General features: G+C 73.2%; 27 protein-coding genes and 1 riboswitch. Of the genes, 14 read left to right on the top strand and 13 right to left on the bottom strand.

What is annotated here, in order from left to right:
* The first annotated feature begins 86 nt into the window (after positions 1-86).
* Together AB0K03_RS17990 and AB0K03_RS17985 are read left to right on the top strand one after the other, a co-directional pair.
* On the top strand, positions 87-1,619 hold the full coding sequence (locus AB0K03_RS17990; protein WP_364685843.1) for an MFS transporter: 1,533 nt from the start codon (positions 87-89) through the stop codon (positions 1,617-1,619).
* A gap of 20 nt (positions 1,620-1,639) precedes the next feature.
* Positions 1,640-1,885 carry a hypothetical protein gene (locus AB0K03_RS17985; RefSeq protein ID WP_364685840.1) on the top strand — a complete coding sequence of 82 codons (246 nt, stop codon included), beginning with the start codon at positions 1,640-1,642 and terminating at the stop codon, positions 1,883-1,885.
* A gap of 51 nt (positions 1,886-1,936) precedes the next feature.
* Here AB0K03_RS17985 and AB0K03_RS17980 read toward each other — a convergent pair whose 3' ends face one another.
* The 5 genes from AB0K03_RS17980 to mgrA form a co-directional block, all read right to left on the bottom strand.
* Entirely contained in the window at positions 1,937-2,320 is a 384-nt protein-coding gene (locus tag AB0K03_RS17980; protein WP_364685837.1) for a hypothetical protein, read from the bottom strand.
* 86 nt (positions 2,321-2,406) lie between these two features.
* Complete coding sequence (locus AB0K03_RS17975; protein ID WP_364685834.1) at positions 2,407-2,757, bottom strand: hypothetical protein; 351 nt, start codon at positions 2,755-2,757, stop codon at positions 2,407-2,409.
* Positions 2,758-2,874: 117 nt separating this feature from the next.
* A complete protein-coding gene (locus AB0K03_RS17970) occupies positions 2,875-3,615 on the bottom strand; it encodes a DNA polymerase beta superfamily protein (protein ID WP_364685831.1) in 741 nt (246 codons plus the stop codon).
* Positions 3,612-4,286: a DNA polymerase beta superfamily protein gene (locus tag AB0K03_RS17965; protein ID WP_364685828.1), complete on the bottom strand. Its 675-nt coding sequence runs from the start codon at positions 4,284-4,286 to the stop codon at positions 3,612-3,614. Before AB0K03_RS17965 ends, AB0K03_RS17970 begins: the two co-directional genes overlap by 4 nt.
* A complete protein-coding gene (mgrA, locus tag AB0K03_RS17960) occupies positions 4,283-5,278 on the bottom strand; it encodes an L-glyceraldehyde 3-phosphate reductase (protein WP_364685825.1) in 996 nt (331 codons plus the stop codon). Before mgrA ends, AB0K03_RS17965 begins: the two co-directional genes overlap by 4 nt.
* A 60-nt stretch (positions 5,279-5,338) precedes the next feature.
* A riboswitch (glycine riboswitch) is annotated at positions 5,339-5,432 on the top strand.
* 102 nt (positions 5,433-5,534) lie between these two features.
* Between mgrA and gcvP the strand changes: the two genes are divergently transcribed.
* Positions 5,535-8,339 (top strand): aminomethyl-transferring glycine dehydrogenase, encoded by a 2,805-nt coding sequence (gene gcvP, locus AB0K03_RS17955; protein WP_364685822.1) that lies wholly within the window; start codon positions 5,535-5,537, stop codon positions 8,337-8,339.
* Positions 8,340-8,540: 201 nt separating this feature from the next.
* Here gcvP and AB0K03_RS17950 read toward each other — a convergent pair whose 3' ends face one another.
* Positions 8,541-8,741, bottom strand: a complete 201-nt coding sequence (locus tag AB0K03_RS17950) for a DUF5999 family protein (protein WP_364685819.1) — start codon at positions 8,739-8,741, stop codon at positions 8,541-8,543.
* A gap of 125 nt (positions 8,742-8,866) precedes the next feature.
* Between AB0K03_RS17950 and AB0K03_RS17945 the strand changes: the two genes are divergently transcribed.
* The 5 genes from AB0K03_RS17945 (at position 8,867) to AB0K03_RS17925 (ending at position 12,629) form a co-directional block, all read left to right on the top strand.
* A complete protein-coding gene (locus AB0K03_RS17945) occupies positions 8,867-10,105 on the top strand; it encodes a chorismate-binding protein (protein WP_364685816.1) in 1,239 nt (412 codons plus the stop codon).
* Between the two features lie 81 nt (positions 10,106-10,186).
* A complete protein-coding gene (locus AB0K03_RS17940) occupies positions 10,187-10,903 on the top strand; it encodes a hypothetical protein (RefSeq protein ID WP_364685813.1) in 717 nt (238 codons plus the stop codon).
* The gene (locus AB0K03_RS17935; protein ID WP_364685810.1) at positions 10,900-11,391 is read left to right on the top strand and encodes a SigE family RNA polymerase sigma factor; all 492 of its coding nucleotides are present in this window, start codon (positions 10,900-10,902) and stop codon (positions 11,389-11,391) included. Before AB0K03_RS17940 ends, AB0K03_RS17935 begins: the two co-directional genes overlap by 4 nt.
* Positions 11,392-11,448: 57 nt before the next feature.
* Positions 11,449-11,943: a peptide deformylase gene (locus tag AB0K03_RS17930; protein WP_364685807.1), complete on the top strand. Its 495-nt coding sequence runs from the start codon at positions 11,449-11,451 to the stop codon at positions 11,941-11,943.
* On the top strand, positions 11,940-12,629 hold the full coding sequence (locus AB0K03_RS17925) for a class I SAM-dependent methyltransferase (RefSeq protein ID WP_364685804.1): 690 nt from the start codon (positions 11,940-11,942) through the stop codon (positions 12,627-12,629). The genes AB0K03_RS17930 and AB0K03_RS17925 overlap by 4 nt, the downstream gene beginning before the upstream one ends.
* Here AB0K03_RS17925 and AB0K03_RS17920 read toward each other — a convergent pair.
* From AB0K03_RS17920 to AB0K03_RS17900, 5 genes are all read right to left on the bottom strand, one after another.
* On the bottom strand, positions 12,613-13,050 hold the full coding sequence (locus tag AB0K03_RS17920; RefSeq protein ID WP_364685801.1) for an NUDIX domain-containing protein: 438 nt from the start codon (positions 13,048-13,050) through the stop codon (positions 12,613-12,615). The genes AB0K03_RS17925 and AB0K03_RS17920 overlap by 17 nt on opposite strands.
* Positions 13,050-14,195, bottom strand: coding sequence for a type III PLP-dependent enzyme (locus AB0K03_RS17915; RefSeq protein WP_364685798.1), 1,146 nt, complete (start codon positions 14,193-14,195; stop codon positions 13,050-13,052). Before AB0K03_RS17915 ends, AB0K03_RS17920 begins: the two co-directional genes overlap by 1 nt.
* Positions 14,182-15,801: an IucA/IucC family protein gene (locus AB0K03_RS17910; protein WP_364685795.1), complete on the bottom strand. Its 1,620-nt coding sequence runs from the start codon at positions 15,799-15,801 to the stop codon at positions 14,182-14,184. Before AB0K03_RS17910 ends, AB0K03_RS17915 begins: the two co-directional genes overlap by 14 nt.
* Positions 15,798-17,240, bottom strand: coding sequence for an IucA/IucC family protein (locus tag AB0K03_RS17905; protein ID WP_364685792.1), 1,443 nt, complete (start codon positions 17,238-17,240; stop codon positions 15,798-15,800). The genes AB0K03_RS17910 and AB0K03_RS17905 overlap by 4 nt, the downstream gene beginning before the upstream one ends.
* A gap of 112 nt (positions 17,241-17,352) precedes the next feature.
* Positions 17,353-18,336, bottom strand: a complete 984-nt coding sequence (locus AB0K03_RS17900; RefSeq protein ID WP_364685789.1) for an NAD-dependent epimerase/dehydratase family protein — start codon at positions 18,334-18,336, stop codon at positions 17,353-17,355.
* A 272-nt stretch (positions 18,337-18,608) separates the two neighbouring features.
* On the opposite strand from AB0K03_RS17900, the gene AB0K03_RS17895 reads away from it, so the two are divergent.
* The 5 genes from AB0K03_RS17895 to AB0K03_RS17875 all read left to right on the top strand — a co-directional run bounded on the left by AB0K03_RS17895 (position 18,609) and on the right by AB0K03_RS17875 (position 23,095).
* Positions 18,609-19,571: an ABC transporter ATP-binding protein gene (locus AB0K03_RS17895; RefSeq protein WP_364685786.1), complete on the top strand. Its 963-nt coding sequence runs from the start codon at positions 18,609-18,611 to the stop codon at positions 19,569-19,571.
* Entirely contained in the window at positions 19,568-20,353 is a 786-nt protein-coding gene (locus AB0K03_RS17890; protein WP_364685783.1) for an ABC transporter permease, read from the top strand. The genes AB0K03_RS17895 and AB0K03_RS17890 overlap by 4 nt, the downstream gene beginning before the upstream one ends.
* Before the next feature lie 50 nt (positions 20,354-20,403).
* The gene (locus AB0K03_RS17885; protein ID WP_364685780.1) at positions 20,404-21,492 is read left to right on the top strand and encodes a histidine kinase; all 1,089 of its coding nucleotides are present in this window, start codon (positions 20,404-20,406) and stop codon (positions 21,490-21,492) included.
* Positions 21,489-22,103, top strand: a complete 615-nt coding sequence (locus tag AB0K03_RS17880) for a response regulator transcription factor (RefSeq protein ID WP_364685777.1) — start codon at positions 21,489-21,491, stop codon at positions 22,101-22,103. The genes AB0K03_RS17885 and AB0K03_RS17880 overlap by 4 nt, the downstream gene beginning before the upstream one ends.
* Positions 22,104-22,228: 125 nt before the next feature.
* Complete coding sequence (locus tag AB0K03_RS17875) at positions 22,229-23,095, top strand: sigma-70 family RNA polymerase sigma factor (RefSeq protein ID WP_364685774.1); 867 nt, start codon at positions 22,229-22,231, stop codon at positions 23,093-23,095.
* A 61-nt stretch (positions 23,096-23,156) separates the two neighbouring features.
* Here the strand turns inward: AB0K03_RS17875 and AB0K03_RS17870 are convergent, their stop codons facing one another.
* Both AB0K03_RS17870 and AB0K03_RS17865 read right to left on the bottom strand, forming a co-directional pair.
* Positions 23,157-24,203, bottom strand: a complete 1,047-nt coding sequence (locus AB0K03_RS17870) for a hypothetical protein (RefSeq protein ID WP_364685771.1) — start codon at positions 24,201-24,203, stop codon at positions 23,157-23,159.
* Positions 24,200-24,547 carry a PadR family transcriptional regulator gene (locus AB0K03_RS17865; RefSeq protein ID WP_364685768.1) on the bottom strand — a complete coding sequence of 116 codons (348 nt, stop codon included), beginning with the start codon at positions 24,545-24,547 and terminating at the stop codon, positions 24,200-24,202. The genes AB0K03_RS17870 and AB0K03_RS17865 overlap by 4 nt, the downstream gene beginning before the upstream one ends.
* A gap of 224 nt (positions 24,548-24,771) precedes the next feature.
* Between AB0K03_RS17865 and AB0K03_RS17860 the strand changes: the two genes are divergently transcribed.
* On the top strand, positions 24,772-26,364 hold the full coding sequence (locus AB0K03_RS17860; RefSeq protein ID WP_364685765.1) for an ABC-F family ATP-binding cassette domain-containing protein: 1,593 nt from the start codon (positions 24,772-24,774) through the stop codon (positions 26,362-26,364).
* Positions 26,365-26,371 lie beyond the last annotated feature (7 nt).

Raw genomic sequence — 26,371 nt, 5'->3', positions numbered from 1 at the left:
AATGATCGACAGTTTTGGATAGTTCGAGGTGGGCAAGCGCTCCCTACGGGTTGTGACGACCGTGTTACAGCTGGAGGGAGGCGGGCGTGACGACAAGTACCCCCACACTTCGCACGATCGAGACGGACATCCCGGCGCGGATGGACCGCCTGCCCTGGTCCCGATGGCACTGGATGGTGATCATCGGGCTCGGTACGGTCTGGATCCTCGACGGGCTGGCCGTGACGATCGTCGGCGCCATCGGCGGCCGGCTGTCCGAACCGGGCAGCGGTCTCGAGCTGAGCGCGACCCAGGTCGGCTCGGCCGGGTCGGCGTACATCGTCGGCGCGTGCGCCGGCGCGCTCTACTTCGGGCGGCTCGCCGACCGGCTCGGGCGCAAGAAACTGTTCATGATCACGCTGGCGGTGTTCCTGGCCGGCAGCATCCTCACCGCGTTCTCGATGAACTTCATCTGGTTCCTGGTCTGCCGGGTGATCACCGGCGCCGGCGTCGGCGGCGAGTACTCGGCCATCCACTCCGCGGTCGACGAGCTCATCCCCGCCCGCGTGCGCGGCGCCGTCGACCTGATCATCGGCGGCTCGTACTGGATCGGCACGATCTTCGGCTCGCTCGCCTCGGTCGCGCTGCTGCGCCCCGAATGGTTCCCCATCGACATCGGCTGGCGGCTCGCCTTCGGCCTCGCCGCGATCATGGGCTTCGCGATCCTGCTGGTCCGCCGGCACGTCCCGGAGAGTCCACGCTGGCTCTTCCTGCACGGGTACGAGGAGGAGGCGGAACGCGTCACCCGCCGGATCGAGCACGAGGTGGTCCGCGAGACCGGCCAGGAGCTGATCCCGCCCCGGCGCACCATCCGGATCAAGCAGCGTCCCCCGATGGGCATCGGCGAGATCGCCGGCGTGGTGTTCCGCATGTACCCCAAGCGCACCTTCGTCGGGCTCTCGCTCTTCACCGGGCAGGCCTTCCTCTACAACGCCATCTTCTTCACGTACGCGATGGTGCTGACCGAGATCTACGGCGTCTCGTCGTCCTCGGTGGGCTGGTACCTGATCCCGTTCGCGATCGGCAACTTCCTCGGCCCGCTGCTGCTCGGGCGGCTGTTCGACACGGTCGGCCGGAAACCGATGATCGCCGGGACGTACATCCTCTCGGGCATCCTGCTGATCATCACCGGGGTGCTGTTCCGCAACGGCACGCTGAACGCCACGACGCAGACCGTGGCCTGGTGCATCATCTTCTTCTTCGCCTCGGCGGGCGCCAGCGCCGCGTACCTGACGGTCAGCGAGATCTTCCCGATGGAGACGCGGGCGATGGCCATCGCGTTCTTCTACGCCACCGGCACGATCGTCGGCGGCTTCGGCGGCCCGCTGCTGTTCGGCGCGCTGATCCAGAGCGGCGAGCCGCACCAGATCTTCATCGGCTACGTCGTCGGTGCGCTCGTCATGATCGTCGGCGGGATCGTCCAGGCCACGATGGGCGTCGAGGCGGCGCAGCGGGACCTGGAGGACATCGCCCCGCCGCTGTCGGCGCAGGCGGCCGAGCTCGACGAGCCCGGCGAGGAGGCCGACCCGTACACCGTCGGCCGCGGCCAGGGCCGCGGCACCGGTCACGCACCGTCCTGATCATCCGAGAGGAGGCCGCCATGGGATATACCCCGTTCCCGTCCACCTCGAGCGTGGACGCCGAGGAGAACGAATGGTGGACACGCCGCGAGATCTCGCTCATCCAGAACCTGCTCAAGGAGGAGGGCGAGGCCTCCCGCGACCACATCGGCGCGGCGCTGGGCTGCAAGTACTGGGGCCCGACCCGCTTCCGCAACGCGCTCAAGGAAGGCGTGAAGCGCGGCGCCTTCCGCAAGACCGGCCGCGGACGGTACGCCCCGGCCTGAGATCCACGGCTGCCGGCCCTCCCGACGTCGTCCCGGCGACACCGGGAGGGCCTAGCCGAGGACCTTCCCGCCGAGGCCCGACCGCGAGACGGGCTGACCGACCAGCTCGACGAGGACCTCGTCGCGGCACCCGTCGCCGAACACGGCGGTGACAGCGTCGGTGAACGCCGCGACGAGTCGCGCCACAACCGCGGCGGCGTCCTCGCGGGCGAACACTTCCTCCCGCATGCCGAACGTGACGCTGGGCGCGGCCGTGGCGACCGCCGCTCCGCCGCGAGCCCAGCGGCCGGTGGGGACTCCGATGAGCCTGACCTCCACGGAGGGCCGGGCCCACTCGCCGTAGACGGTCACGACCGCGTCGGTCAGGGCCTCGATCAGACGCGGCTCCCGGCCGGCGAGCTCGTCCTCGAGCGCGTGGAGCGTCACGTGCGGCATCGGCGCTTCCTCGACGTGCGGACGCTGGGGAGCGAACAGCATAGGCTCGTGGCCTCGCCTGCCGGAAACGGATTTCAGTCCGCTGGTCAGGCGGCGCGGGCGGCGTGGCGCAGGGCCGGGTGGCGGGCTTCCCAGGCCGCGCGCACCCCGCGCGGCAGGTTCAGCTCGGGCCAGACCCGTATCAGCGTCGGGCCGTGCAGGTAGCCGCGCAGCTCGTCGATCCGGACGGCCTCGCGCAGGACGTTCTCATACATCCAGAGCAGCATCGTGGGCTCGTCGAGGTCGAACGCGCGGTGCGGATTCCACCACAGGCGCAGGGGGAGCTCGACCGGACCGTGGGTGGGACCGGTCAGCTCGGCGAGCGTCCCGGCCACCAGCACGGGCCGGTGCGGCCGGGCCAGGTGGACGACGGGAGCGTCGAGCGCGCGGGCGGGCATGCGCCCAGCCTAGACCGCGACCCGCACCGGCCGATAACTACTAGGTTCCTAGGATGCTCTGGGCGCGGAGCGCCGCACCACAGAATCGACGGCTTCGCCGACTGATCAAAAGACGTCTCAGGCCAGCCGGGTGCGGACCACGAGGTCGTGCAGCGCCTCGACGGCACCCGGGTCGGGCTGCTCCGGCAGGGCCGACGCATCCCGTGCCGCCTCCAGCTCCTCGCGCAACACCGCGGCGTCCTTCAGGAAGACCTCCCGCAGCTCCGCCGGGAAGGCCCCGTGCTCCGCCGACCGCTTCATGGTGATCAGCTCCGGCACGTACGGCAGCGAGCTCAGCACCCCGAGATCCGCGACCACCTCGCCCGTCCGCATGAGGTGGATGCCGGTGTGCAGCACCCGCAGCGTGTACAGCGCGGGCTTGAGCTCGCCGGACGACGCGAAGAGCCGCTGCTGCGTGGCCGCGAAGCCGAGGTAGTGGTGGGCGTGGTGCCGGGTGATCAGCCCCGGCGCCAGCCCGGCCAGCTCGGCGTGCACCGGCGAGGTCGTGACGACCAGCGGGGAGAGGAGCTGTTCGAGGACGTAGCCGTTGCGGGTGGTCAGCATCCGCGCGAACTTGAGCAGGTCGTGGCTGACCACGTCGAGTTCGACGCCGTCGCGCCACGTGTCGGTGGTGACGGTCTCCGGGCCGGTGCGCAGGCCGACGACCTCGCGTGCCGGCAGGATGTGGCAGGCACGCAGGTCGAGGTCGCTGTCGACGGAGGCGAAGCCGTACAGGTGGGCGCCGCTGACGGTCACGAAGACAGTGGGGTAGGGCAGGGCCGCGGCCTCGGCGGCCCAGGCCGGCACGTCCGTGGTCAAGCCAGGTTCCTTTCGCGTACGGCGGTGAGCAGCTCGTCGATGCGCGCACGGTCGGGTTCGGCGGGCAGCGTGGTGGCGGCTTGCGCGTCGGCGAGGTCGGCGAGCAGGTCGCCGGTCCACGAGAGCACGGATTCCCAGGGAACCCCACCGGTTTTGATCATGAGTAGCCGGTCACGCAGGTGGCTGACGTCGACGAGGACCTGGCCGGTGCGCAGGACGTGGGCGCCGGCGTACAGCAGGCGGATCATGTGCATGGCCTGTTTGTGGTTGGTCTCGCCGGTGGCGTCGCGCCGGGCCGCGACGCGTTTGAGCTGGTCGCGGGCGTACGCGCCGTAGGTGTGGGCGACGTGGCGGGACAGGAACGCGTCGCGGGCGGCGAGCAGGGCGCGGCCGTCGTCGGTGACGTGCTCGATCAGGGGTGACCAGAGGACTTCGAGGACGGTGGGGTTTGCCTGCAGCGCGAGCGTGCAGAAGCGTTCGATCTCCCAGCTGAACTGTTCCTCGCGGGGTCCGTCGAGATGGGTGGGTGGCTTGTCGAGGTGCCAGAAGGCACGGGTGGGTGCGGCGTACACGCCGCGGCGGTCGTGGTCGGATCCCGGGCCGGCGAGGCCGTACGCGCGGGAGCCGACCACGACCGCGAGGATCGTGCCGGGTGGGAACAGGGCGGTCACAGGTCGAGGACGGTCCCGTCGATCTCGTCGAGCTCCTCGGCGGTGAGGGTGAGGTTGCCGAGGGCGGCGATGTTGGTCTCGAGCTGCTCGACGCTGCTGGCGCCGATGATGAGGCTGGTCATGCGGGTGTCGCGCAGGGCCCAGGCGAGGGCGAGCTGGGCGAGGCTCTGGCCGCGGCGCTGGGCGATGTCGTTGAGGGTGCGGATGCGCCCCATGGTGGCGGGGTCGAGGTCCTTCTCGTTGAGGAAGACGCTGGTGCGTACGCGGGAGTCGTCGGGGATGCCGCCGAGGTAGCGGTCGGTGAGCAGACCCTGCTGCAGGGGGCTGAACGCGATGCAGCCGGCGCCGACGCGTTCGAGCGTGTCGAGCAGGTGGTCCTTCTCGATCCAGCGGTTGAGGATCGAGTACGACGGCTGGTGGATGAGCAGCGGGGTGCCGAGCTCCTGGAGGATGGCGGCGGCCTGGGCGGTCTGTTCGGCGCTGTAGTTGCTGATGCCGACGTAGAGGGCCTTGCCGGCGCGGACGACGGCGTCGAGGGCGCCCATGGTCTCCTCGAGCGGGGTGTCCGGGTCGGGGCGGTGGTGGTAGAAGATGTCGACGTAGTCGAGGCCGAGGCGCTTGAGGGACTGGTCGAGCGAGGACACCAGGTACTTGCGGGAGCCCCACTCGCCGTACGGGCCGTTCCACATGTGGTAGCCGGCTTTGGTGGAGACGACGATCTCGTCGCGGTGGGCGGCGAGGTCGGTGCGCAGCAGGCGGCCGAAGTTGGTCTCGGCGCTGCCGGGTGGGGGGCCGTAGTTGTTGGCCAGGTCGAAGTGGGTGACGCCGAGGTCGAAGGCGCGCCGGACGATGGCCTGCTGGCGGTCCAGGGGGCGGGTGTCGCCGAAGTTGTGCCACAGGCCGAGGCTGATGGCGGGCAGCCGGAGCCCGCTGCGGCCGGCGCGGCGGTAGGTCATGGTGGCGTAGCGGTCGTCCGCGGGGGAGTAGGTCACACACCACAGCCTAGGGACACATGATCGAAACATCTCCGCTGGTAGGTTGAACCCAGCCGTACCACCCACGCGGGAGAGACCGCCGGTTCGCCGGCGGCGCCGAAGGGGCAAATCCTCCCCGGAACCTCTCAGGCAAAAGGACCGCGGGGGCAGGCGACTCTGGAGTGGCCCGTGGGCGTTGCAGCCGTTTGCAGCCCGGCGGGGTATGACAGAGGGGGAGGTTGCCCGTCGACCTTCGCCCGCCGCTGGAGCCGCCATGACGTTCGCATTTCGCCACATCGGTCCCGATCCGGACGCGCAGACCCAGATGCTCAAGGCCATCGGGTACGCGTCGCTGGACGCGCTGATGGATGCCGCGATCCCCGAGGTGATCCGCTGGCACGGACGCCTGGACCTGCCGGCCGCGGCCTCCGAGGAGGAGGCGATCGCGGAGCTGCGGGAGCTCGCCGGGCGTAACACGGTGACCACGTCGATGATCGGGCTGGGCTACTACGGCACGGTGACGCCGGCGGTGATCCGGCGCAACGTGCTGGAGAACCCGGCGTGGTACACGGCGTACACGCCGTACCAGCCGGAGATCAGTCAGGGCCGGCTGGAGGCGTTGCTGAACTTCCAGACGATGGTGACGGACCTGACCGGGCTGGCGACGGCGAACGCGTCGATGCTCGACGAGGGGACGGCCGTCGCGGAGGCGATGACGCTGGCGCGCCGGTCGTCGAAGAGCAAGAGCAATGTGTACGCGGTGGACGCGGACACGCTGCCGCAGACGCTGGCGGTGCTGCGGACCCGGGCGGAGCCGCTGGGCATCGACGTGCGGCTCGTCGACCTGGACGCCGGCGGGGAGTTGCCGGCCGAGTTCTTCGGCCTGCACCTGCAGTATCCGGGCGCGTCCGGTGCGGTTCGCGATCACGCGCCGCTGGTCGAGGCGGCTCATGCGGTGGGTGCGCTGGTGACGGTGGCGGCTGATCTGCTGGCGTTGACGCTGCTGCGCGCGCCGGGGGAGATCGGTGCGGACATCGCGGCGGGCACGACGCAGCGTTTCGGCGTACCGCTGGGTTTCGGGGGTCCGCACGCGGGCTACCTGGCGGTGCGCTCCGGGCTGGAGCGGTCGTTGCCCGGGCGTCTGGTGGGGGTGTCGCGGGACGCGGACGGCGCGCCGGCCTACCGGCTGGCGTTGCAGACGCGGGAGCAGCACATCCGCCGGGAGCGGGCGACCAGCAACATCTGTACGGCGCAGGTCCTGCTCGCGGTGATGGCGAGCATGTACGCGGTGTACCACGGCCCGCAGGGGCTGCGGGTGATCGCGAAGCGGGTGCACGATCACGCCCTGGCGCTGGCCGGTGGTCTGACCGCGGCCGGTGTCGAGGTGGCGCACGACGCGTTCTTCGACACGGTGACCGCGGTGGTGCCGGGCCGGGCGGCCGAGGTGGTCGCTGCGGCGGCCGGCAACGGCATCGATCTGCGGCTGGTCGACGCCGGCCGGGTGTCGGTGTCGGTGGACGAGACGACGACGGCGGCGCAGGTGGAGACGGTGCTGGCGGCGTTCGGCGCGGTGCCGGCGGCGGCTGCCGAGTGCGGGGCGCGGCCGCTGGGGCGCACGACGCCGTTCCTGACGCACCCGGTGTTCTCGTCGTATCACTCGGAGACGGCGATGCTGCGGTATCTGCGCCGGCTGTCGGACCGTGACTACGCGCTGGACCGGGGCATGATCCCGCTGGGGTCGTGCACGATGAAGCTGAACGCGACCACGGAGATGGAGCCGGTGTCGTGGCCGGAGTTCGCGAACGTCCACCCGTTCGCGCCGGCGTCGCGGACCGCGGGGTACGAGGCTCTGGTGGCGCAGCTGGAGGGCTGGCTGGCGGAGATCACCGGGTACGACGCGGTCAGCGTGCAGCCGAACGCGGGCTCGCAGGGTGAGCTGGCGGGGCTGCTGGCGATCCGCGGCTACCACCGGTCGCGTGGCGACGAGCACCGCGACGTGTGCCTGATCCCGTCGAGCGCGCACGGCACGAACGCGGCGAGCGCGGTGATGGCGGGCATGCGGGTCGTGGTGGTGGCGTGCGACGACAACGGCAACGTGGATCTGGCCGACCTGGACGCGAAGATCGAGAAGCATCGGGACGCGCTCGCGGCGATCATGGTGACGTACCCGTCGACGCACGGCGTGTACGAGAAGGGGATCGCGGAGCTGTGCGGCAAGGTGCACGACGCCGGCGGTCAGGTGTACGTGGACGGCGCCAACCTCAACGCGCTGGTCGGCTTCGCCCGGCCGGGCAGGTTCGGCGCGGACGTGTCGCACCTGAACCTGCACAAGACGTTCTGTATCCCGCACGGCGGCGGTGGCCCCGGCGTCGGCCCGGTCGCGGTGCGCGCGCACCTGTCCGAGTTCCTGCCGGGTGACCCGCTGGAGCCCGGTGAGCACCACGCGGTGTCGGCGGCGGCGCACGGCTCGGCGGGGATCCTGCCGATCTCGTGGGCGTACCTGCGGATGATGGGGCCGGACGGGCTGGCGGCGGCGACGTCGGTGGCGGTGCTGGCGGCCAACTACGTGGCGGCGCGGCTGCGTGAGCACTACCCGGTGCTGTACGCCGGCAACGAGGGCCTGGTCGCGCACGAGTGCATCCTGGACCTGCGGCCGATCACGAAGGCGACCGGGGTTTCGGTGGACGACGTGGCGAAGCGGCTGATCGACTACGGCTTCCACGCGCCGACGATGTCGTTCCCGGTGGCCGGCACGCTGATGGTGGAGCCGACGGAGAGCGAGGACCTGGCCGAGCTGGACCGGTTCTGCGACGCGATGATCGCGATCAAGGGCGAGATCGACCGGGTGGCGGCGGGTGAGTGGCCGCGGGACGACAATCCGCTGCACAACGCCCCGCACACGGCGGCGTCGGTGTCGGCGGACGAGTGGGAGCACGCGTACCCGCGGTCGCTGGCGGGTTTCCCGGCGGGCGTGGACCGGACGGCGAAGTACTGGCCGCCGGTGCGGCGGATCGACGGCGCGTACGGGGACCGGAATCTGGTCTGTTCGTGCCCGGCGCCGGAGGCGTTCGAGGAGTGAGGGTTCCCGCCGGGGCGGGTCGGCCCGGGGGGCCGGCTCGCCCCGGATGCCGGGGCGGCGGGGGCGCCGCTGTCAGGCTGCGCGATGGTGCACGGTGCGAGGTCGCCGGGCTGCGCGAGTGCTGAGCCACGGGGCCGTTAGGCTGCGCTGGAGCGCGGGCGCGGCGGCCGGTGGCTCGACCGCGGGTCGCCGGTGGGTTGCTCAGGCGGCGAGGGCGTGCCGGGCGGGGCCTCGGTGCGGCGCGATCGTGCGGCCGTCGGGCAGCAGCTCACCGGTGTCCTCGAAGACGATGACGCCGTTGCAGAGCAGGCTCCAGCCCTGCTCGGGGAACGTCGCCACGATGCGGGCCGCTTCGCGGTCCACGGCTTCGGATGAGGGACAGGGAGTCTGGTGCTGGCACATCGGAGGTCTCCGGTCAGGGGTGTGTTGTGTTGTGCTTCACATCAACGGGGCCGAACACTACTCCCATCCGAACGAGTCCGGATGGCTCGGGTGACGGGGCCTCATTGAGCGAGTCCACTGTTCAGATGTTCCACGCGGCGGGCCGATACGGCCACTTTGCGACAGTGGCGCAAGCCCGTCCACCGGGTTCTCCGGCCTCCTGCCAGCGCCGTCACCGTCCGTCATGCCGGTTCGAGTGGTTCCTGGGCGACGGGGGTGACCCTGCCGAGCTTGTGACAGCGTGGCTCGCGGACAACGGACTGCCGGTGCGAAACCTCGTACGAACGGCCAGCAATTTTCACCCGATCGACGTCGGCACCCCCTGCGGCGCGTCACTGTACGTGTCGGCCGCCGCCGGATCGGTGATGGCCGGCGGCGCCCCGGGGCGGCCTTCGCCGGTGCCGGAGATCCCTGATGTGGCAGCGGTTCTCTACGTCCACACCGAGCCCGCCCCGATCCCGGAGAGCGGTCTCTCGCCGCGCCCGAAGGATCACGGTGAGTCACCCACCGTGGCGTGGTCGTTGGGCGGCTGGGAGGACAGCTGGACGCCCGCGGATCATGCCGCCGCGGTGTCCGAGGTCCGATCGGCGATCGCGCGGGGGGACGTCTATCAGGTCAACGTGGTGGGGCACGCCAGCGCGCCGTACGCGGGCGATCCCGGTCCGTCCCTACAGCGAGTCACGGAGCTGCCCGGCGCGCGGTACGGCGGCTTCCTGGCGGGCGACGGCTGGGCGATCGCCACGGCCTCACCGGAGACCCTCGTCGAGGTCCGCGCCGGACGGGTGATCACCCGCCCGATCAAGGGCACCCGTCCGGCCACCGCGCAGGGCCGCCGCGAGCTGCTCGAGTCCGCCAAGGAGCGCGCCGAGCACGTCATGATCGTCGACCTGGAACGCAACGACCTGTCCCGGCTGCCCGGCGTCGGTCCCGTGCGCGTGGACTCGCTGTTCGCCGTACGCCGGTGGTCGGGTTTGTGGCAGGCGGAGTCGCAGGTGTCCGCGCCGATCGACGGTGAGCTCGGCCTGGCCGAGCTGCTGCGGGCGGTCTGCCCCGGCGGCTCGGTGACCGGTGCGCCCAAGCTGGCCGCCCTGGACGAGATCGCCCGGGTGGAGCCGGTCGGGCGCGGCGTGAGCATGGGCGGGCTGGGCTGGATCGGCACCGACCACCTCGACCTGGGCCTGACCATCCGGACCGTGGCGGCCACCGCGGGCCGGGTCCACCTGTGGGCCGGCGGCGGCATCACCTGGGGCAGCGACCCGCAGGCGGAGGTGGCCGAGGCCGCCGCCAAGGCCGCCCCCATCCGGGCCGCCCTGGCCGGTTCCTAGAAAAGTCCCGCGAGGCTGTCACCGGTCGCCGGTCCCGGCCCGTCGGTACGGGTGAGGGCAGCGTACGAGAGGGGACCGGCCGTGACGGAGGAACTGCGGAGCCTGCTCCGCGAGGAGCTGAGCGCCGAGCGGCCCCCGCCGCTGGGCGACCTCGTGGGATCGGCGGTGCGCGACGGCCGCCGCATCCGCAGGCGGCGCCGGTTCGCGGGGGCCGGTGCGGGCACGGCGCTGGCCGCGGTGGTGGCCGTGGCGGTGGCGCTCGGCGGACCGTCCGCCCCGGCCCCCGGTCCCGACGCCGGGATCGTCGCGGCATCGCCGTCGGCGACGCTCGACACCCGGATCCCGGCCACGCCGGAGGCGATGCTCGTGCTGCTGCGCGCTCTGGTGCCGCCCGGCAAGACCGCTGACTTCGCCAAGGCCGGCGGGAAGGACCTGCAGGTGCAGATGTCGCTGGACCGCGGCCACGGGCCGGCGCTGATCCGGGTGTCGGTTGCCGGATATCCGTCAGTGCCGGGTACCGGCAAGCCCAAGGTGACCGTCCAGGAGATGTTCGACACTTGCACCCAGAGCCTCGTCGTCCGGGCCGACTGGCCGGGCGGCCTCACCGTCCAGGCCGACCTGTCGACGTGCCGCCCGTCTCGCGGCGGCAGCACCGCGACGCCGCCGGCCCTGACCGACGAGGAGGCCACGGCCGTGGTGTCGGACCCCCGCTGGGGCGCGGGCATGGACCCGTCGCTCGTGCGTGCCGGCGAGCAGGACTTCCCCCACCTGGCGACGTTCGGCCAGGGGCCGCGGTGAACCACGACGAGGACTTCACCGAGTTCGCGGGCGCCTGCGCCGAACGGTTGCGGACCACGGCGTTCATGCTCTGCCGCGACTGGCACCTGGCCCAGGACCTGACCCAGAGCACCCTGACGAAGCTCTACCTGGGCTGGCGGCGGGTGCGCCAGGCCGACAACCTCACGGCGTACGCGCAGAAGGTCCTGGTCCGCGTCTACCTGGACCATCGCCGCCGGCGCAGCTCCACCGAGACCGTGACCGCCGCGGTGCACGAGGCCGGCTACCGGCACCAGCCGGACCTGCGGCTGACCATGCTGGACGCGCTGGCGCACCTGCCGCCTCGGGACCGGGCGATCGTCATCCTGCGCTACTTCGAGGACCTCAGCGTGGAGCAGGTCGCCGACGCGCTGGACGTGCCGGCCAGCGTCGTCAAGACCCAGACGAGACGGTCCCTGGAGCGGCTGCGGGGCCTGCTCGCCGCCGACCAGCTGGCCCTGTTGGGGTGATCCCGGCGTAACGAGTGCTGTCCGTGCCCACCCGATACGCGCGATAGGGTTCCGGGCATGACTGTGCGAGCGATCCGGTTGTTCGGCGACCCCGTGCTGAGGACCCCGGCCGAGGCGGTGACCGTCTTCGACGACGAGTTGCGGCGCCTGGTCGCCGACCTGGAGGACACCGTGCGCGAGCCCGGCCGCGCCGGGGTCGCCGCGCCGCAGATCGGCGTGAGCCTGCGGGTGTTCTCGTACAACGTGGGCGGCGAGGTGGGGCACCTGGTCAACCCGGTGCTGTCCGGGTTCGACGGCGAGCAGGACGACGAGGAGGGCTGCCTGTCGCTGCCCGGCATGGGCTTCCCGACGCCGCGGGCCTGGGCGGTCACGGCGACCGGCTTCGATCAGTACGGCGAACCGCGCACGATCGCGGGTACGGGCTTCCTCGCCCGCGCGCTGCAGCACGAGACCGATCACCTCGACGGCCGGCTGTACATCGACACGCTCACCGGGGACACCCGCCGGCAGGCGTTGCGGGCCCTGCGCAGCGGCCGCGTCACCCGGGCATGAGCGACCGGTTGCCGGACCCGAGACGGCTGGCCGCGGAGTCGCTGGCCGCCGGGGACGCGACCGGCTGGTTCGAGAGGCTGTACGCCGAGGCGGGCGCCGGCACCGCGGAGATTCCCTGGGACGTGCCCGCCCCGAGCCGCCACCTCGCGGACTGGGCGCGGCGGCGGGAGCTCGCCGGGCCTGGCCGTACTGCCCTGGTGGTCGGCTGCGGGCTGGGCCGAGACGCCGAGTTCCTCGCCGCGCTGGGGTTCGCGGTGACCGCTTTCGACATCTCGCAGACGGCCGTGCGCACGGCCCGGCAACGGCATCCGGGCTCGGCGGTGACCTACGTCGTCGCGGACCTGCTCGAGCCGCCCGCGTCCTGGCTGGGCCGCTTCGACCTGGTGGTGGAGAGCAACAACGTGCAGGCCCTGCCGGCCGATGTCCGGGCCCGGGCGATCGCCAACGTGGGCCCGTTCGTCGCGCCGGGCGGCACGCTGCTGGTCATCGCCGCGGCCGCGACCGGCAGCGACGACGGGCCGCCGTGGCCGCTGACCCGGACGGAGATCGACGCGTTCGGCCGGCACGGGGCCGGCGGCGCCGAGCTGGCGGCAGTGTCGGTGGAGCGGCTGACGGACGACGGCGAGACGCTGATCGCCCGGTGGCGAGCGGAGTTCAGAGCGGCCGGGGTCAGAGGCGCCGGATGATGCCGGCCAGGTCCGGTGGGTCCAGGCCGGGCAGGCCGGGCAGCTCCGCTAGGCCCCACCAGCCGTGCCCGGTCAGGGCCTCGTGCTCGTCCGGCAGGAGCCCGTCGCGGGTCAGGGCGGGCCGCGCGGTGGCGAACCGGGCCAGGTAGAAGCGTTCCGGGCCGCCGAACCGGCGTCCCTTCCAGACGAAGTCGCGCTCGACCACGACGCTGCGGTCGAGCACCGCGGCCGGGTCGAGGCCGGTCTCCTCCGCCAGTTCCCGGCGGGCGGCCTGCAGGTGGGTCTCGCCCGGGTCGAGGCCGCCGCCGGGTGGCTCCCACACGACGTGCCCGTCGACCGGGTCGATCCAGCGCATCAGCAGCACCCGGCCGTCGGCGTCGAGGCAGATCACGCGCGCGGCCGGCCGGTGGGTGACGTCCATCAGACCACGATGAACGACGGCGGCGGGTGACGCAGGAAATCGTGGTGCGAGATGTCCCACGCGTACGCGCCGGTGCGGGCGAACAGCAGCACGTCGCCCACCCGCAGCCGATCGACCCGCTGGTCCCGGGAGAGCACGTCGCGGGGGGTGCACAGCTCGCCGACGGCGTCCACGGTCTCGCCGGTGATCTCGGGGCGGGGCCAGTCGTACGGCCACCGCCCGCGCTCGAGCACGGTGAACGGGTGGCTGTAGCCCCACGCCGCGGGTAGCCGGAAGTGGTGGGTGCCGCCGCGCAGCACCGCGAACCAGCGGCCGTGGGTGCGTTTGAGGTCGAGCACCTCGGCGGCGTACCAGCCGGCGTCGGCGGCGAGCAGGCGGCCCGGCTCGACGATCAGCTCCACGCCGGCGGGAACGTCCACGCCGGACAGCGCTGCGAGGTCGATGGTGGCGTCGCTGAGGTAGTCCACGCCGAACCCGCCGCCGGCGTTGACGGTGCGCAGGCCGATACCGTGCCGCCGGGCCGTCGCGACGGACCAGTCGAGACAGCCGGCGAGGAAGCGGGCGTGCGCGGCGCCGTCGAGATTGTTCGACACGGCGTGCAGGTGGAAGCCGGTGATCCGCACGTGCTCGGTGCGCTGGGCGAGGATCCGGGGCAGGTGCATCTCGTCGATGCCGAACGGGGTGGGCGTACCGGTCATGGTGTGGCTGCCGGTGAGGCCGCCGGCCGCGCGGTTGACCCGTACGGAAGCCTCGGCGACGACCCCCGCGGCCCGGGCGAGGCGATCCAGCCGGAGCAGCTCCTGGCCGCTCTCCACATTGACGTGCGCGCCGGCGGCGATCGCCGCGGCCAGCTCGGCGTCGGTCTTGGCCGGACCGCCGAAGACGATGCGCCGCGCCCCCGCGGCGACGGCCAGGTTCAGCTCGCCGCCGGAGGCCACCTCCAGGCCGTCGCAGACCGCGGCGAGCGTACCCACGACGTCGGGGTGCCCGTTGGCCTTGACCGCGTACAGCAGGGTCGCGCCGGCGGGCAGGGCGGCGCGGACGGCCGCGGCGCGCTCCCGCAGGGCCTGGCGGTCGTACACGTACGCGCACACCGGCGACGCGAGCTCGCCCAGCGCGGCCAGGACCCGGTCAGGCGCGCGCATGCAGCGGGTTTCCCACGGGCAGGTACGCGTCGCCGGCCCCGGCCAGCCGCATGCGCACCAGCGCCTTGTGCGGCATCGTGGGGGCGGTGAACGCGGCGTGGTCGTCGTACCCGGCCGCGCCGAGCGCCTCGTACGTGTCGTCGACGACGGCCCGGACCACCCGCCACGCCCGGTCCTCGCCGAGGCCGTGCGACTCGCCCAGGCGCAGCACCAGCTCGCCGAGGTGGGCCTGGAACGCCGTGTAACCGATCTTCGCGCGCAGCACGGCGACGTCGCCGGTACCCACCACCGACGCGGGCCAGAGCGTCACCTCGTGCCCGGCGGCGGCCAGCCGGCCCGGATGCAGCCGCAGGCCGGCGAAGTCGCGGACGGCCAGCCGGTGCGGCACCCCGCCGGTGAAGGTCGGCAGGCAGTTCTGCAGATGCGCCTCCAAGGCCACGCCACGCGCGGTGAGGCGCAGCAGCGGCGGCAGCAGCAGCCGGGCGTACGCGTCCAGGAACGCGGCGGCCGCATTCGTGTCGTTGCGGCGTGCGGTGGTGGCGGCGAACTCGCCGACGAGCCCGGCGGCCAGCAGCGGCAGCGCCCCGCCCGGCACCGCCCGTTCGGCGGGCCGCAGCCGTCCGGTGAGCCCGTCGCGCAGGATGGCCGACATGTCCCGCCCGGACCTGGCCGGCACGGCCGCCCCGGCGGTCTCGGCCAGGAGCAGCAGCCGGTCCGCGTCCGGGTCCTCCGCGGCCAGCCGGTGCAGCAGCTGTGACACCGCGGGGCCGTTGCGGGTGCTGGCGATGGAGATGCTGCGCCGCGTCGAGGTCACCTGGATGTCCAGCGACACCTTCACGTAGCGGCGGCTGCCGTCCGCGGCTGCGGGCAGCAGCAGGGTACGCAGCGCGGCCGTCGGCACGGCGTCGAGCTCGGCGTCCAGGATCCGTACGAGCCCGGTGTCGAGCAGGTCCCGGTAGCGTCCGGGCAGGACGGTGTCGCGCTGCCACGGGTGCACCGGCTGCAGCCGGTATCCCGCCGGCGGGTCCGGCAGCTGCGGATACGCCGCCCGCAGCGCGGCGCCGACGTCGTCGCCCAGGTGCACGTCGTCGCGGACGGCGATGAACCCGGCGCGGGTGTGCCCGGCCTCCAGGTCGTGTTCCAGCACGTCGGTGGTGTCCCAGCCCAGCCGCGTACGCCCGCACGGGTGCAGGTTGTGCCCGGCCACCGCGAGCCGTTCCGCGGCGACGGCCGCCTCGTCGGGGTCTCCGGCGTCGCGGGGGCCGGGGCGGGCCATGGCGATGGCGAGGTTCACGACGGCGTTGCGCAGTTCCGCGGCGAAGCCCTGCGCGTTGCCCGGCAGGCCGTCGGGGAGCAGGTCCGCGGGGTCGTCGGCGCCGGCGTGGGCGTACTCGACGCGGTGGAACGCGTGCACCCGGGCGCCCGGGCCGGGCGCCAGCAGCCCCTCGCGCACGAGGGCGCCGCGCAGCCGCCGCCCGACGACGTCGGCCGCCTCGGGCAGCGCGGCCATGAACGGGTCGTGCAGGTGCGGGGCGTGCACGGCGAGCGACGCGCCGGCGTGGGCGGCGTGCAGGGCGAGCCGCCGGGCGGTCAGGCTGCGGGTCATGCGCCGGCCAGGGGGTTGTCGTGGTACGTCCACACGTCGGCGAGCGGATCCGCGGCCAGCCGCATCGCCGTCGTGGCCTTGCGCGGCAGCGGCTCGGTGAGCAGGACGCGAGCGTCCGGCGTCGCGACCGTGGCGACGGCCTCCGCGGTGCCGGCCCACAGCTTCGCGGGGTCGGCCCCGGCGGCGGTGAGGACGGCGATGAGCTGCGGGGCGACCGTGCCCAGGACGGCGGCGGCGAGTTTGGTCCGCAGCTCGTGCGGGTCGTCGGTGGGCAGGTCCCCGCGCAGCGGCGGCGCGTCGAGGCCGGCGGCGCGCAGCCGGGCGGGGCTGACCCGGACCCCGCCGAAGTCGCGGTACACGATCCGGACGGGCCGGCCGCGGTCGAGCACGACGAGCGTGTTCTGGCCGTGGGCCTCCAGCGCGACACCGCGGTGCAGCAGCGCCAGCAGCGGCGGGAACAGCAGGTGGGACAGGTCGCGCCACCACGCGTACGGGTCGGTCGCGGCGTGCAGCAGCAGGGGCCGGCCGTCGTACGGGTCGGCCGCCGCGAGCGCCCCCAGTGGCACCACTGTCTGCCCGGGACCGATGCGGGGCGCCTCCCGGTGCAGGTGGGCGAGGTGGCGGCTCGGTTCGCCGTCGACGATCACCGCGCCCGCGCCGGACTCGGCGAGCACGCTCAGCGGCAGGCCGGCGGTGAGCTCACGCAGCAGGGTGGACAGGACGGGGCCGTTGTGCAGGGCGGCGGGGGACACCGTGCGCACGGCCGAGGTCATCTGCACGTCGACGGCGGTCTTGACGTGCCCGGCTCCGGTGTCGACGGTGCGCAGTGACATGAGCGGGCGCACCGGGCCGGTCTCGCCGCCGGGCCGCAGCCACGGGTACGTGTCGAGCAGGCGCCGGGCCTGCCACGGGTGGGCGAGCAGGACCGGCTCCCCGGCGCCGTACCAGCGGCCGGCGGGCACGTGCAGCCTGCTCAGGCGCAGGGTGGGGCGGTGCTCGGGGGCGTACGCGAGCACGTCGGCGACGTTCATGCCGGTGCGCGTACGGCAGCAGGGGTGCAGCGGGTGCCCGTCGGGGACGAGCTGTTCCAGGGTGGCCAGGTCCGGGGCGGTGGACAACAGCGGCCGTGAGGTGGGCGGGGGCGGGTCCGCGTACGCCAGGGCGAGGTTGGCCACGCTGTTGCCGATCTCGGCGGCGAACGTGGACGGCCAGCCCAGCCGCCGGACGAGCCCCACGGGATCGGTGATGGCCTCGGCAGAGGGCGCCTGCACGTCCTCGGACCCCGGCAGGGGCTCGTGGGCGAGCGCGGTCAGCAGCCGGGCGAGGATCTCGGCGCGGGCCCGCGGCAGGGACCGGTCGTAGGCGTCCACCAGGTCCGGCCGCAGGACCTGCAGCTCGGCGCGGGTCGCGGTGGCGTCGGCGGTGGGCACGCCGCCCATTCTCCACCAGTAACATCCTAGGATGCCCTACAGGGTGTGTGCCCCACCGCCCGCCGCGGACACGTACCAACCAAGGTCAAGAGCAAAAAGGAATTCGACGACCCGCTGAAAATCAGGTGAGCAGGGCGGCTTCCCGAACCGGGTCCAGGCCGGCCCGGGGACGGTCCGGCCGCTGCGGGGGCGGGCCGTCGAGGCTGCGCAGCCAGGCCCAGGTGTCGGCGACGGTGTCGCGGAGCGGGCGTACGCGCAGACCCGCGGCGAGGGCCTTGCTCACGTCGCCGCGGTGCAGCAGATCGTGCAGGTGTCCGGGTGGCAGCCAGATCGGCAGCTCCGTCCACGGCTGTACACCTGCGGCGAGGATGGGTTCCGGGTCGGTCCACCGCAGCTGGGCGTGGCCGCCGGTGACGGCGGTGCCGAGCTCCAACAGGTCGCCCATCGTGGCGTGGCCTTCGGGGCTGACGACGGTGTAGGGGCCGCTGCGCCCGTCGGTGGCGGCGTCGAGCAGGAAGTCGGCGAGGTCGCGGGCGTCGATGTACTGGATGCCGAGGTCGCGGGGGCCGGGCGCGAGGGTGGGTCCGCCGGTGGCGAGGCGGTGCAGCCACCAGGGCAGGCGGCCGACGTCCTCGTGGGGGCCGAGGACGAGTCCGGCGCGGGCGTGCAGGACGGGGCCGTCGAAGTGGTGGTCGGCGGCCATCTCGGCGCCGCGTTTGCAGCGGGCGTAGTCGGTGTCGCCGGTGTCGTCGGGTGTGGCGTGGACGGTGGGTGACTGTTCGGTGAGGGGGAGGTCGGTGGTGTCGGCGTACACGCTGCGGCTGGAGACGTACGTGTAGTGCCCGGCGCGGCCGCTGAGGAAGGTGGCGGCGTCGCGGACGGCGCGCGGGGTGCCGGACCAGGTGTCGACGACGAGGTCCCAGGTGCCGGTGCCGAGGGCGGTGAGCCCGCCGGGTTCGGTGCGGTCGCCGGTGCGGGCGGTGACGCCGGGTGGCGGGGGTCGGTGGCCGCGGTTGAGGACGGTGATGTGGTGGCCGCGGGCGCGGGCGTGGTCGATGACGGTGCGGCCGACGAAGCCGGTTCCGCCGAGGACGAGCAGGTTCATGGCTCGACGATGCCGGTGTCGTACCCGGGTGGGAAGGGGTTCTCGCTGTCGGCGGAAAGGCGGGGCCGCGGTGGGTCACCGCGTGACCCACCGCGGGCCCGGTGCGGTCGTGCCGGACCGCACCGGGTGGCCGGTGGTGTCGGGTCCAGTGTGGAGGTGGCGGGCGGGCGGGGGGAGCGGCCGGTCGTCCGATGGACCCCTGACGGATGTCATGGGTGGGTCGTGACGGGTGTGCTGCCCGGGTGGGGTGCGGTGGGGTGAGGGTGGGTGGCATGACGGTCGCTGCGGTGGGTGAGGGTGTGGCTCGCGGGTCGGGGGTTCCGGCGGTGGAGCTGGATGCGGTGGTGAAGCGGTTCGGGGATGTCGCCGCGGTGGACGGGGTGAGTCTGCGGATCGGCGCGGGTGAGGTGGTGGCGTTGCTGGGTCCGAACGGGGCGGGCAAGACCAGCACGGTGGATCTGGTGCTGGGGTTGTCGGCGCCGACGCGGGGGTCGGTGCGGGTGTACGGGCGGTCGCCGCGGGAGGCGGTGGCGTTGGGGCTGGTGTCGGCGGTGATGCAGACCGGCGGGTTGTTGAAGGACTACACGGTCGAGGAGACGGTGCGGTTGACGGCGGTGTTGTTCGGGCGGCCGCGGTCGCAGGTGGCTGAGGTGCTGGAGCGGGCGGGGATCGCGGACATCGGGGGCCGGTTGGTCGGTAAGTGTTCGGGTGGGCAGCAGCAGCGGTTGCGGTTCGCGATGGCGTTGTTGCCGGATCCGGAGTTGCTGGTCCTGGATGAGCCGACGACGGGGATGGATGTGGGTGGCCGGCACGAGTTCTGGTCGGCGATTCGGGAGGACGCGCGGTCGGGGCGCACGGTGGTGTTCGCGACGCATTACTTGGAGGAGGCGGATGCGTACGCGGATCGGGTGGTGTTCGTGCGGCGGGGCCGGGTGGTGGCGGATGGTACGGCGGCGCAGGTGAAGGCGATGGCGTCGGGTCGTACGGTGCGGGCGACGTGGCCGGGTGCGGATGAGGGTGCGCTGGCCGGGTTGCCGGGGGTGGATTCGGTGGAGGTGCGCGGGGATTCGGTGTTCGTGCACGGGCGGGATTCGGATGCGGTGGCGCGGTTCTTGTTGGCGGCGACGCCGGCGCGGGATTTGGAGATCACGTCGCGGAATCTGGAGCAGGCGTTCCTGGCTTTGACGGCGGATGAGGCGGCGACGGCGGATGAGGCTGTGGGGGGTGTGCGGTGACGGTGGCTGCGGTGGTGCGGGAGCGCGGGTTGCCCCGGCTGGGCGGGTTTTCGTGGGGGATGGTCCGGCTGGAGTTGCGCCGATTGGTGCGGAACCGGCGCACGGTGATTTTCACGTTTGTGATGCCGGCGGTGTTCTTCCTGTTGTTCGGCACGAGCGAGTCGTACCGGACGCAGCGGGTGGGCGGCGGGAACGTGACGGGGTTCGTGCTGGTGAGCATGGCGGTGTACGGGGCGATGCTGGCGACCACGAGCGGTGGGGCGATGGTGTCGGTGGAGCGGGCGGCGGGGTGGAGCCGGCAGTTGCGGTTGACGCCGTTGCGGCCGGTGGCGTACGTGGCGGTGAAGCTGGTTCTGGCGATGATCATCGGGGCGGTGTCGGTGGCGGTGGCGTTCGCGGTGGGTGCGGTCGCGGGGGCGCGGTTGCCGGCGGCGGCGTGGGTGGAGTGCGGGGTGCTGGCGTGGTTGTGTGCGCTGGTGTTCGCGGCGTTCGGGTTGTTCATGGGTTATCTGCTGCCCAGTGAGAACGTGATGCAGATTCTGGGGCCGGTGCTGGCGGTGCTGGCGTTCGCGGGCGGTTTGTTCGTGCCGCTGGATCTGATGGGGTCGACTTTTGCGACGCTGGCGAAGTTCACTCCGGTGTACGGGGTCGGGGAGATCGCCCGGTATCCGCTGGTGCGGGAGGGGAATCTGTGGCTGGCGGGGTTGAACGTGCTGGTGTGGACGTCGGTGTTCACGGCGGGCGCGGTGTGGCGGTTCCGGCGGGACACGGCGCGGGTGTGAGCGGCGGCGGTGCCGGCGCGGGGTCGCCGGGTGCGCTTGCGCGCGGGGCGGTGGCGGGTTCGCGGGGGCGTTTCGGCTGGGTGTTCGCCGCGGTGTGGCTGTTCTACCTGGGTGAGAACCTGTCGGCGCTGACGGCGCGGGGCAATGACTGGCAGCGGGACGTGGGCGTGGCGGCGCTCGCCGGGTTCGCGGCGCTGTATCTGGCGATGGTGCGCTGGTTCAGCCGGGCGGGGTCGCGGGTGGCGCGGCTGCACGGTTCGGTGCGGGTGTGGGCGGGGCTGCTGGCGCTGTTGACGTTGACGGTGCTGCAGGTGCCGGGTGCGGGGTTTCATGCGCTGACGTGTCTGGTGTTCGTGGCGGCGACGGCGATGGCGTCGTTGCCGTTGGGGCAGGCGGCGCCGTTCGCGGCGGGGCTGGCGGTGGCGGCGGAGCTGCTGGCGTGGCGGGTGCCGGGCTGGGAGGACGACGGGTACGGGCTGGCGGTGCTGCTGGGTTCGGCGGCGGTGTGGGGGTTGCGGCTGGCGGGGGAGCGGCAGGCCCGGTTGCTGGTGGCTCAGGAGGAGTTGGCGGACATGGCGGTGCAGCAGGAGCGGGCGCGGATCGCGTCGGATCTGCACGACATCCTGGGGCATTCGCTGACGGTGGTGACGGTGAAGGCGGAGTTGGCGCAGCGGTTGCTGGATGTGGATGTGGAGCGGGCGCGGCGGGAGCTGCGGGATCTGGAGGTGCTGGCGCGCGACGCGTTGTCGGATGTGCGGGCGACGGCGATGGGGGTGCGGGGGATCTCGTTGCCGGGGGAGATCGCTGCGGCGCGGGAGGCGTTGGCGGCGGCGCATGTGGCGGCGGAGTTGCCGGGCGCGGCCGATGAGGTGCCGACGCGGTTGCGGGAGTTGTTCGCGTGGACGATCCGGGAGGCGGTGACGAACGTCGTGCGGCACAGCGGGGCGAGCCGGTGTGTGGTGCGGCTGGCGCCGCAGAGTGTGGAGATCGTGGACGACGGGCCGGGTGGTGGGCCGCCGGCGCCGGACGGGCAGGGTCTGGCGGGGTTGCGGCGCCGGGCGGAGGCGGCGGGGGCGCGGTTGGTGGTGGGCCGGCGCGGGGACGGGCCGGGTTTCCGGGTACGGGTGGAGGTTCGGTGATCCGGGTGTTGCTGGCCGACGATCAGGCGCTGGTGCGGGGGGCGATGGCGGCGTTGCTGGACATGGAGCCGGATCTGAGCGTGGTGGCCGAGGTGGGCCGCGGCGACGAGGTGGTGGCTGCGGTGCGGGCGCATGCGGTGGATGTGGCGTTGCTGGATGTGGAGATGCCCGGGTTGGACGGGGTGGCTGCGGCCCGGGAGGTGCATCGGGTGGTGCCGGGGTGCCGGGTGTTGATGGTGACGACGTTCGGGCGGGCGGGTTATCTGCGGCAGGCGATGGCGGCGGGGGCGAGCGGCTTCATCGTGAAGGACACACCGGCGCGGCAGCTGGCGGATGCGGTGCGGCGGGTGCACGAGGGGTTGCGGGTGGTGGATCCGGGGTTGGCGGCGCAGTCGCTGGCGTACGGGGATTCGCCGTTGACCGAGCGGGAGACGCAGGTGCTGCGGTCGGCGCGTGAGGGCGGGACGGTGGCGGACATCGCCCGTGAGCTGCACCTGTCGGAGGGGACGGTGCGCAATCACCTGTCGTCGGCGATCGGGAAGACCGGCGCGCGGACGCGGGCGGAGGCGGTGCGGCTGGCGCTGGACAACGGGTGGCTGCTGACACTTTAGCGTTTTTGCCGTTACAACCGATCGGCAACCGTGGGTGACCGTTCTCTGCACCCTGCGCAACGAAAAGTTCCCCCTGTCAGCCGGTGAGCCGTCACCGGGAGACGGGAAACGAGGGGGAACACACGATGTCCGCAGCGACCGCGCCGAAGACCGTCAGCCGTGAGCTGGAGAGCCTGATTCGCGAGAACATGCCGCTGGTGGGTCACCTGGTCCGGGAGATGCTGTTCAAGGTTCCCGCGCACGTGCACCGTGACGACCTGGCGTCGGCCGGGTACGCGGCGCTGGTGACGGCGGCGCAGGCGTACGACGCGAAGCGTGGCATCCCGTTCGGCCGGTTCGCGGCGGTGCGGGTGCGGGGCGCGCTGCTGGACGAGCTGCGCAGCATGGACTGGGCGAGCCGCTCGGTGCGGGCGCGGGCGCGGCGGGCCGATGTGGCCCGGCAGGAGCTGACGGCGCAGCTGGGGCGTACGCCGACCCCGACGGAGCTGGCGGAGCTGCTGGGTGTGGGTGTGTCGGAGCTGGCGTCGGTGGACGACGACGTGCAGCGCGCGGCGGTGCTGTCGCTGCAGGGTTTCGCGGCGGGCACGGCCGAGGACATGGTGACGGAGTCGGCGCTGAACCCGGAGGAGATGCTGCTGCACCGCGAGCGCATCGGCTACCTGCACGACGCGGTGGCGGTGCTGCCGGAGCGGCTGCGGTTCGTGGTGGAGGCGTCGTTCCTGCAGGAGCGGCCGCTGTCGGAGGTGGCGGCGGAGCTGGGTGTGACCGAGTCGCGGGTGTCGCAGCTGCGGACGGAGGCGTTGGCGCTGCTGCGTGACGGTCTGGGCCGGCACATGGAGCAGCAGGACGCGGCGGCGGCGAAGGGCGACGGGTGTGTGGCGCGGCGCCGGGCGGCGTACGCGGCGCAGATCGCGAGCCGCTCGACGATGGCGTCGCGGCTGGCCGTGACCGACGCGCACGGTGTGAACAAGGCGATGGCGTACGCCGCCTGAGCCGTACGAGCGACGCGACAGGCCGCCACCGAGGTCCCGGTGGCGGCCTGTCGCGTCTCGGTCAGGGCGCGGTGGCCGGCTGGGGTGCGGGTCCGGGGCGGGCGACGGTGGCCGCCAGGGTGCCGAGCAGCAGCCCGCCGATGGTGTAGGCGAGGATCTGCCATCCCGGTCCGAACGGGTAGTACGGACCGGGGTTGAACGCGCTGTGCACGGTGAACGCGACGCCGTCGCCGCCGGCGTAGCGGAAGGCGCGCATGACGTTGCCGTACAGGGCGACGGTGGGCAGCGTGAGCGCTGCCAGTGCCGCAGCGGTCAGGGCGGTGGCGGTGCGGGGCCGGGCGCTGTGCGCGATGCGGTACGTGAGCGCTGCGGCCAGCAGCCATCCGGCGAGCAGCCCGAGCGCGGCGCCGGCTGCGATCAGGGGCAGGTGCGCGGGTGTCGGTACGGCCCACGCGGTGACGCCGACCATGCCGTGTTCGCCGGTGAAGTGGCCGCTGACCTCGGTGTGCACGCCGTCGCGGGTGGCGTCGAAGCGGTACGAGGTCAGCGGCGCGGGCACGGTGGCGCCGCCGGCGTCGGTGGTGAAGGCGGAGCCGCCGGGGTCGGTGAGCGGGCCGACGTCCCATCCGGCGGCGGCGTAGCGGCGGCGGGCCGCTTCGGCGTCCCAGTGGGGCACGTCGGCGCTGTCGGCCATCGTCATGGCCGCGGTCCAGGGTGAGCGGTCGTGGATGGTCCACCAGTCGTCGGTGCCGCCGCCGGCGAGGTCGAGCAGCGCTCGTGGCTGCGGCAGGTCGGCGAAGGTCTGCGTGGCGGTCCAGGAGCCCGCGGCGGCCCCGAACGCGCCGCCGATGAGGGTGATCAGCACGGCGGCGACGAGGGCGAGCGGGCGGCGGGCGGGCAGCCGGAAGCGGTGCCGCAGGCCGCCGGCGAGCAGGTGCAGCGCGTCGGCGCGGGTCGGCCGGCGCTGGCCGGGGGCGGCCATCTCGAGCAGGGTGGTGACGAGTTCGGCCCCGTGCCGGGCGCGGAACCGGCGGGGGTAGGTGCGCAGCAGCCGGTGGTAGGCGCGTTCGAGGCGGGCGTCGGCCTGGGGCCATTCGGTGGTGGTCATGCGGCGCCCGCGGTGAAGGACAGGCCGGGCACGATGCCGCCGCGGCGGCCCAGCTCGGTCTCGGCGGTGGCGGCGTTGCGGCGCAGCCGTTCGGCTTGCGCGGCGAGCGCCCCCGCGCCGCTGTCGCTGAGCCGGTAGTAGCGGCGCAGCCGTCCCTCGACGGCTTCTTCGTGGTCGACCTCGACGAGGCCTTGTTCGGCGAGGCGGTCGAGGGCGCCGTAGAGGGTGCCGGGGCGCAGGTTGACGTCGCCGTGGGACAGCTCGGTGACGCTTCGGATGATGGCGTAGCCGTGCAGTGGTTGCGCGGCCAGCGCGGTGAGGATGAGGAAGGTGGGCTCCTGCATGCCCAGCACAGTACGGGCAACTGAATATACCGTCAACCGTACTATTGGAAATGTGGTTGCGGTCCGGTCCGGTCCCGGGCAGGGTGGTGGCCGAGCACCGCCGAGCCGCGAAGGAGCCGACGCTTCCGTGTGATACCGACCCGACCCGTGCTGCGCCGCTGACCGTCCGCGAGCGCGTGGGTCGCCGTACCCCTGTCGGTATCCGATCGTCCGCGGAGGACTCCGTGCTCAAAGCCGTCTCTCTCAGCTGCACCCACGACGGCGATCCGCTGTTCGCCGGTCTCGACCTGGTCCTCGGCGCCGGCGACCGGGTCGGCGTGGTCGGCCCCAACGGGGCCGGCAAGACCACCCTGCTGCGGGTGCTCGCCGGGGAGCTGCCCCCGTCGTCCGGCACGGTCGTGCGTGGCCCCGGCACCCGGGTCGGGTACGTGCCGCAGCAGGTCGCCGCCGGTCACGACACCGTCGGCGCGTTCCTGAGCGGCGGGCTGGGCGAGCTCGCCGAGGTGACCGCCCGGATGCGCCACCTGGAACGCGAGCTGGCGCAGGGCCGCGACGTGCTGGCCGCGTACGGCGACACGCAGGAGCGGTGGAGCGCCCTGCGCGGGTGGACCGCCGAGTCCCGGCTGGACGAGGTGCGGCTGCGCCTGGACATCGCGCACCTGGCCGACGAACGGCCGCTGGACGAGGTCAGCGGCGGGGAACAGGCGCGGCTGCTGCTGGCCCGGGCGCTGCTGGACGAGCCGGACGTGCTGCTGCTCGACGAGCCCACCAACCACCTCGACGCCGAGGGCGCCGCGTGGCTGGCGCAGTGGCTGGCCGGATACGCCGGCGCGGTCCTCGCGGTCAGCCACGACCGGGCGTTCCTGGACACCACCGTCGCCCACATCATCGAGCTCGACGGCATCCACGACGAGCCGCAGGACTACCCCGGCGGCGGGTACGGCGCGTACCGGCAGGAGAAGACACGCCGCTGGCAGAAGCTGCTGCTCGACTACGAGGCGCAGGAGAAGGACCGCCGCCGCTGGCAGGACGACATCGAGCGCACCAAGGCGCAGTCGCTGTTCGTGGAGACCACGGTGCGTTCCGGTGTGGAGGCGCCGCACCTGCGCCGCATCGCCCGCAAGGTGGCCCGCAAGGCTAAGGTCCGCGAGCGGCGGCTGCGCCGGCAGATGGAGTCGGTGCGCTGGATCAGCGAGCCGCGGACCCGGCCGCCGCTGACCCTGGCGTTCCCGGACGACGACGCCGAGGCGGGCGAGCCGCTGATCACCGTCCGGGACCTGACCGTGAAGTGGGGTGAGCGGGTGGTCCTCGACAGTGTGGACCTGGACGTGCGCCGCGGCGACCGGATCCTGATCACCGGGCGCAACGGGGCCGGCAAGACCACGCTGCTGCGGGAGCTGCAGGCGCAGGCGGCGCTACCGGTGGCGGTGCTGCCGCAGACCGATGCGGGGCTGCGTACCGGCGCCACGGTCGTGGAGTTCTTCCGCTCCCGGGTGCCGGTGTACGCCGACGAGGCGGAGGCCCTGCTCGCCGGGCACCAGTTCGGGCCCGACCAGTGGGGTGCTGCGGTGCGCAGCCTGTCGGCGGGGGAGCTGCGGCGGCTGCTGCTGGCGGTGATGGTGAACAGCCCGGCGCGGGTGCTGCTGCTGGACGAGCCGACGAACTATCTGGACTTCGACGCGCTCGACGTGGTGGAGGAGGCGCTGCGCGCGTACCGGGGGACGCTGGTGACGGTCACGCACGACCGGTGGTTCGCCGACGCGATCGGGCACACCCGCACCTGGCATGTCGAGCACGCCCGGGTGCACACCGGCTGAGATCATG

Source organism: Actinoplanes sp. NPDC049316 (genome assembly GCF_040677315.1).
Classification (GTDB): domain Bacteria; phylum Actinomycetota; class Actinomycetes; order Mycobacteriales; family Micromonosporaceae; genus Actinoplanes.
The sequence above is the reverse complement of the archived record's forward strand: the minus strand, read 5'-3'. Positions and strand labels throughout refer to the sequence as shown.

What these genes read in the sequence shown, in the direction of transcription:
- AB0K03_RS17975 (WP_364685834.1), bottom strand. Translation starts at nt 2,757, where the DNA reads ATGCCCGCCCGCGCGCTCGACGCTCCCGTCGTCCACCTGGCCCGGCCG.
- AB0K03_RS17895 (WP_364685786.1), top strand. Translation starts at nt 18,609, where the DNA reads ATGACGGTCGCTGCGGTGGGTGAGGGTGTGGCTCGCGGGTCGGGGGTT.
- AB0K03_RS17985 (WP_364685840.1), top strand. Translation starts at nt 1,640, where the DNA reads ATGGGATATACCCCGTTCCCGTCCACCTCGAGCGTGGACGCCGAGGAG.
- AB0K03_RS17925 (WP_364685804.1), top strand. Translation starts at nt 11,940, where the DNA reads ATGAGCGACCGGTTGCCGGACCCGAGACGGCTGGCCGCGGAGTCGCTG.
- AB0K03_RS17900 (WP_364685789.1), bottom strand. Translation starts at nt 18,336, where the DNA reads ATGAACCTGCTCGTCCTCGGCGGAACCGGCTTCGTCGGCCGCACCGTC.
- AB0K03_RS17930 (WP_364685807.1), top strand. Translation starts at nt 11,449, where the DNA reads ATGACTGTGCGAGCGATCCGGTTGTTCGGCGACCCCGTGCTGAGGACC.
- AB0K03_RS17905 (WP_364685792.1), bottom strand. Translation starts at nt 17,240, where the DNA reads ATGGGCGGCGTGCCCACCGCCGACGCCACCGCGACCCGCGCCGAGCTG.
- gcvP (WP_364685822.1), top strand. Translation starts at nt 5,535, where the DNA reads ATGACGTTCGCATTTCGCCACATCGGTCCCGATCCGGACGCGCAGACC.
- AB0K03_RS17980 (WP_364685837.1), bottom strand. Translation starts at nt 2,320, where the DNA reads ATGCCGCACGTGACGCTCCACGCGCTCGAGGACGAGCTCGCCGGCCGG.
- AB0K03_RS17875 (WP_364685774.1), top strand. Translation starts at nt 22,229, where the DNA reads ATGTCCGCAGCGACCGCGCCGAAGACCGTCAGCCGTGAGCTGGAGAGC.
- AB0K03_RS17865 (WP_364685768.1), bottom strand. Translation starts at nt 24,547, where the DNA reads ATGCAGGAGCCCACCTTCCTCATCCTCACCGCGCTGGCCGCGCAACCA.
- AB0K03_RS17870 (WP_364685771.1), bottom strand. Translation starts at nt 24,203, where the DNA reads ATGACCACCACCGAATGGCCCCAGGCCGACGCCCGCCTCGAACGCGCC.
- AB0K03_RS17915 (WP_364685798.1), bottom strand. Translation starts at nt 14,195, where the DNA reads ATGCGCGCGCCTGACCGGGTCCTGGCCGCGCTGGGCGAGCTCGCGTCG.
- AB0K03_RS17945 (WP_364685816.1), top strand. Translation starts at nt 8,867, where the DNA reads ATGTTCCACGCGGCGGGCCGATACGGCCACTTTGCGACAGTGGCGCAA.
- AB0K03_RS17910 (WP_364685795.1), bottom strand. Translation starts at nt 15,801, where the DNA reads ATGACCCGCAGCCTGACCGCCCGGCGGCTCGCCCTGCACGCCGCCCAC.
- AB0K03_RS17920 (WP_364685801.1), bottom strand. Translation starts at nt 13,050, where the DNA reads ATGGACGTCACCCACCGGCCGGCCGCGCGCGTGATCTGCCTCGACGCC.
- AB0K03_RS17950 (WP_364685819.1), bottom strand. Translation starts at nt 8,741, where the DNA reads ATGTGCCAGCACCAGACTCCCTGTCCCTCATCCGAAGCCGTGGACCGC.